Origin of the sequence: Pectobacterium fontis (assembly GCF_000803215.1) — a bacterium.
In the GTDB taxonomy this organism is placed as follows: domain Bacteria; phylum Pseudomonadota; class Gammaproteobacteria; order Enterobacterales; family Enterobacteriaceae; genus Pectobacterium; species Pectobacterium fontis.
Genome location: NZ_JSXC01000057.1, coordinates 1 through 4,816, shown reverse-complemented (window position 1 = coordinate 4,816; position 4,816 = coordinate 1). Strand labels below are relative to the sequence as shown.

The window sequence follows — 4,816 nt, the reverse complement described above, 5'->3', positions numbered from 1 at the left end:
TCTTGCGTAAATCAGGTAGACTATGTGATATCTGAATTAGTAGGCATCCCATCATGGCGTCGAGCATTATTTCACTGAAGTCTCATAATTCTTTCTCACTATCTGTTTCCGCATCTTGTATTAGGGTCGCGGATACTCAGGAGAAATTGATTGAAGGATGGCGCGTCGCCAGTGCATCGCAAGAACCTGTATTGTTGCTAGGGGAAGGAAGTAATGTTCTTTTTCTGGAAAATTTCTTAGGCACAATTCTGTTAAATCGGCTTAAGGGCATAAATATTCGAGAAGAAAGTGATGGCTGGTATCTTCATGTCGGTGCTGGTGAGAATTGGCATCACTTAGTTGAATATACGCTGAAGTGTGATATTGCTGGGTTAGAAAATCTCGCGTTAATTCCTGGATGTGTGGGGTCTGCACCGATACAGAATATTGGTGCGTACGGTATCGAATTTCAGGATGTCTGTGATTACGTTGAATTGTTGGATCTGAATGAAGGTAACGTCATACGGCTTACCTCTGAGGAATGCCAATTCGGTTACCGTGAGAGCATATTTAAGCATCAATACCGCTCTGGGTTTGCGATTACTGCGGTAGGGCTATTTTTAAAGAAAGACTGGAACCCAATACTGAACTATGGTGATCTGGCTGAACTGAACCCTGCAACCGTGACACCACAGCAGATATTTGATTCTGTATGCCATATGCGCCGAAGTAAGCTCCCCGATCCTGTTGTGACAGGTAATGCGGGTAGTTTCTTCAAAAACCCGATAATTACACAAGAGCATGCTGAGAGTATTTTACGACAGTATCCGAATGCGCCTCAGTATACGCAAGCTGATGGCAATGTTAAATTGGCTGCTGGATGGTTAATTGATCAATGCAAGCTTAAAGGATTTCAGCTCGGTGGTGCGGCTGTTCACGATAAACAGGCATTAGTTCTAATCAATAAAAATGATGCAAAAAGCTCGGATATTGTTGAATTGGCGCGCTATGTTCGCAATCAGGTTGCTGGTAAATTTTCCATATATCTGGAACCTGAAGTTCGCTTTATTGCTGCGTATGGAGAGGTCAATGCCATCGAGGTATTATCATGAAAGATATTACAGTCCCTCTTAAGTTAATAAAGACTCTCTCTGATGGTGAGTTTTATTCCGGTGAATTACTGGGCGAAATGATGGGAATGAGTCGAGCTGCAATTAATAAACATATTCAAACTATACGTGACTGGGGTATTGACGTATTTACTGTAACGGGTAAGGGGTATTCTTTACCCGCACCTATGCAGTTATTAGATGAAGATGCCATCTTCAAGCAGCTACCGCAAGGTGGAGTGATAGTGTTACCTGTTGTTGATTCTACTAATCAGTATATTTTAGAACGATTGGACACATTATCCTCCGGTGATGCATGTCTTGCTGAATATCAGCAAGCTGGACGTGGTCGGCGTGGACGGCAATGGTTTTCACCTTTTGGTGCGAATTTATACTTGTCCTTATATTGGCGCCTGGATCAAGGGCCGGCTGCAGCGGTTGGGGTTAGTTTGGTTATTGGTATTGTCATGGCTGAAGTGTTACATAAGCTTGGTGCTGATGGAGTTAGGGTTAAGTGGCCCAATGATTTATATCTGAAGGATAGAAAGTTAGCCGGTATTCTTGTTGAGCTGACCGGAAAAACGGGCGATGCCGCTAATTTGGTCATTGGCGCAGGGATCAATTTACAGATGAGAGAGCCTGCTCCAGATACCATTAATCAAGGTTGGATAAACTTACAAGAGGCAGGAATAGAGATTAATCGTAATACGCTCGCCTCGACTCTTATTTCTGAATTAAGAAATGCTTTAGCTATTTTTGAACTACAAGGCCTTGGACCGTTCATTTCCAGATGGGAAAAATTGGATAACTATTTCAATCGCCCGGTTCGTTTGATTATTGGTAATCGTGAAATATACGGAATTGATCGTGGAATAGACCGCCAAGGTGCACTCTTATTAGAAGTGGACGGTTCGATAACACCATATATTGGTGGCGAAATTTCTCTTCGCGGTGTATGAAAAAGGGGGGGGCTTTTTCATACACGAGTTTATTATCACTTTCTTAACCTGACATATTCTACGGCATGGTTAGCACTTTTAGTCATAATAAGGCTGGCTCTCTCCCGGGTTGGCAGGATATTTTCTTTTAAATTAAGTCCATTGATTTCCTGCCATAATTGAGAGGCTATACCGATGGCCTCTTGTTCTGTCAGCTTTGCATAATTATGGAAATATGAATTGGGATTTGAAAATGCACCCTGTCTGAACTTCAAGAATCGGTTTATATACCAAGACTGTAGCAGTTCTTCAGGTGCATCTACATAAATAGAGAAGTCTACAAAGTCAGACACGAAAACTCTATGTGGATCATGTGGATAGTCCATTCCACTTTGTAAAACGTTCAAGCCTTCTAATATTAAGATATCAGGTTGTTCCAATACTTTATTATTATTAGGAACAATGTCATATGTTAGATGGGAATACGTTGGGGCTGTAACTTGATGTGTTCCTGATTTGATATCAGAAACAAATTTTACCAGGCTATGCATATCATAGGACTGTGGGAATCCCTTTTTCTTCATCAAATCGCGTTCTTTTAGCACCTTATTAGGATGAAGAAATCCATCAGTTGTTATGAGTTCTACGCTGCGATGTTCTGGCCAGCGGCTTAGTAACGCTTGGAGTACGCGGGCCGTGGTACTTTTTCCCACTGCGACACTGCCTGCAATGCCGATTATGTAAGGTATTTTTTGCCCATCGGTCCCTAAAAACTGCTCAAGGACTGCCTGACGGCGTAAATTAGAACTGATATAGAAATTGAGCAGGCGGGATAGCGGCAGATAAATTTCCGCAACCTCGTCTAATGAAAGATCTTCGTTAATCCCTTTGAGCTTAACGATCTCTTCCTCTGTCAGCGTTAACGGCACAGAATCGCGCAAGGCTGCCCATTGGCTGCGGTTAAATTGTAAATATGGCGTGGCCAATGATTGCTCTTTATTGCTCATAAGTCGTGTTCTGCCTGCTTCACAGGTAAGAAAAGGGACTCTCAGCCCAGCAAGGAAACGGGCTACTCGTTTAGCCAACGCTGTGGCTGCGTCACCTTCTCTTAGGTAATAAATTTTTGATAATAGGCAGGTTAACACTTTGCTGATAGAAAGAAGAAGAGAAAATAGGTTCCGTACCCGATGCTTCGATGCTTGAGCATCGGGTATATGCTAACTGGCGGTTGCTTTAGCTCCACTATTCACGGCAAAAAGGCGCTTATAATAGATAGCGGTCGGATGATAATAACCATCGGGGGTGCTAGCATAGTCTGGCAATTCTCCCAGATGGCGATAGCCTAAAGCACGGTAAAATGCTTCTGCGGGGGAGCCTGCTTGAGTATCTAAGTAGAGTAGCCCCCTCTGTTGGAAAAGAGCGCTCTTTTCCAATACCTGAATGAGGTGTCGGCCTATTCCTGTTCTCCTTGTGCGACTATGAACCAATAATTTTTGAATTTCAGCCCTGTTTTTCCCGTTCGGTTTTTGACACAACTCGAGCTGTACGCTTCCGACGATGCCTTCCTCATCACATGCTATCCATAATATGCGTTCGCCATTAGCAATAGAGGGTTGCAGACTATGAAAATAGTCTATGGCCACTTTGTAAGAGAGTGGCGAGTGGTATCCCACAGACGCGCCTTTTTCTACCGCATCTATCAGTAGATTGGCCAGCTCTTCGCGATAGACAGGTAAGGTTGCTGCATTAAGTTGAATTGTTTTCATCACATGTTGCCCGTTCGACAGAAATTTATTTCTAACAAGCAAAATTTATTCCAAGTTTATTTTCGTAGGAAAGTGAGCGAAATAGCATCAGTCAGTGCTGGGCTGCTCTACTAAAGGGCAAAAAATGTATTTTTGGTGCAAAGGGAATGAGACTAGTTTTATGATGGTATCTTCATTTCGTTGGGCAATGCTGCTGGTTCTTTGTGCTAATTATTACCATCGTGCTAGATTTATGGGGTGATTTGGATAAAATCTAAGCGATAGCGCATTTTACGCAATTTTTTTGTTGCATCGAGCGTTCTGTCTACCTAGAATGCGCAGCACTTGATGCCGGCTTAGCTCAGTAGGTAGAGCAACTGACTTGTAATCAGTAGGTCACCAGTTCGATTCCGGTAGCCGGCACCATCAAGTACACAATCAGGTGGGGTTCCCGAGCGGCCAAAGGGAGCAGACTGTAAATCTGCCGTCACAGACTTCGAAGGTTCGAATCCTTCCCCCACCACCAAATTCAATCCTGGCGACAGGATATTCGATACGGTAGTTCGAGTTAACCGGATCGATGAAGGCGGGTCTGTAAATTTTTATTCCCCGACTTCAAAATCTACAGAAAAATTAGGTAGCCGAGTTCCAGGATGCGGGCATCGTATAATGGCTATTACCTCAGCCTTCCAAGCTGATGATGTGGGTTCGATTCCCACTGCCCGCTCCAAGATGTGCTGATATAGCTCAGTTGGTAGAGCGCACCCTTGGTAAGGGTGAGGTCGGCAGTTCGAATCTGCCTATCAGCACCACTTCCTTTTCCTCCTCCTGATTTTCTTTCTGTGAATAAATTCAGCAAGCTATTGCTTGGTTGATGTGGTGATACCACCGATTTATCCGTGTCTTAGAGGGACAATCGATGTCTAAAGAAAAATTTGAACGTACAAAACCGCACGTTAACGTCGGTACTATCGGCCACGTTGACCATGGTAAAACAACGCTGACCGCTGCAATCACTACCGTTTTGGCTAAAACCTACGGTGGT

5 protein-coding genes and 4 tRNA genes are annotated in these 4,816 nt (G+C 43.6%); 7 read left to right on the top strand and 2 right to left on the bottom strand.

Translation table 11 applies throughout. The features are described 5' to 3' along the window. The first annotated feature begins 53 nt into the window (after nt 1-53). Together murB and birA are read left to right on the top strand one after the other, a co-directional pair. Entirely contained in the window at nt 54-1,091 is a 1,038-nt protein-coding gene (gene murB, locus OI69_RS17605) for a UDP-N-acetylmuramate dehydrogenase (protein ID WP_039353524.1), read from the top strand. Further along, a complete protein-coding gene (birA, locus tag OI69_RS17600) occupies nt 1,088-2,047 on the top strand; it encodes a bifunctional biotin--[acetyl-CoA-carboxylase] ligase/biotin operon repressor BirA (RefSeq protein WP_039353522.1) in 960 nt (319 codons plus the stop codon). Before murB ends, birA begins: the two co-directional genes overlap by 4 nt. 35 nt (nt 2,048-2,082) lie before the next feature. Here birA and coaA read toward each other — a convergent pair whose 3' ends face one another. Then, entirely contained in the window at nt 2,083-3,033 is a 951-nt protein-coding gene (gene coaA / locus OI69_RS17595) for a type I pantothenate kinase (RefSeq protein WP_039353520.1), read from the bottom strand. Nucleotides 3,034-3,243: 210 nt separating this feature from the next. Then, a complete protein-coding gene (locus OI69_RS17590) occupies nt 3,244-3,792 on the bottom strand; it encodes a GNAT family N-acetyltransferase (RefSeq protein ID WP_039353517.1) in 549 nt (182 codons plus the stop codon). A gap of 329 nt (nt 3,793-4,121) precedes the next feature. Between OI69_RS17590 and OI69_RS17585 the strand changes: the two genes are divergently transcribed. From OI69_RS17585 to OI69_RS19520, 5 genes are all read left to right on the top strand, one after another. Beyond that, nucleotides 4,122-4,197, top strand: a tRNA-Thr gene (locus tag OI69_RS17585). Between the two features lie 15 nt (nt 4,198-4,212). Then, a tRNA-Tyr gene (locus tag OI69_RS17580) sits at nt 4,213-4,297 on the top strand. A gap of 129 nt (nt 4,298-4,426) precedes the next feature. Continuing rightward, nucleotides 4,427-4,501 (top strand) — tRNA-Gly (locus OI69_RS17575). 6 nt (nt 4,502-4,507) lie between these two features. Next, nucleotides 4,508-4,583 (top strand) — tRNA-Thr (locus OI69_RS17570). Between the two features lie 107 nt (nt 4,584-4,690). Next, a partial coding sequence (locus tag OI69_RS19520) for a GTP-binding protein (RefSeq protein ID WP_000031650.1) occupies nt 4,691-4,816 on the top strand: 126 nt, incomplete at its 3' end.

What these genes read in the sequence shown, in the direction of transcription:
- murB (WP_039353524.1), top strand. Translation starts at nt 54, where the DNA reads ATGGCGTCGAGCATTATTTCACTGAAGTCTCATAATTCTTTCTCACTA.
- birA (WP_039353522.1), top strand. Translation starts at nt 1,088, where the DNA reads ATGAAAGATATTACAGTCCCTCTTAAGTTAATAAAGACTCTCTCTGAT.
- coaA (WP_039353520.1), bottom strand. Translation starts at nt 3,033, where the DNA reads ATGAGCAATAAAGAGCAATCATTGGCCACGCCATATTTACAATTTAAC.
- OI69_RS17590 (WP_039353517.1), bottom strand. Translation starts at nt 3,792, where the DNA reads ATGAAAACAATTCAACTTAATGCAGCAACCTTACCTGTCTATCGCGAA.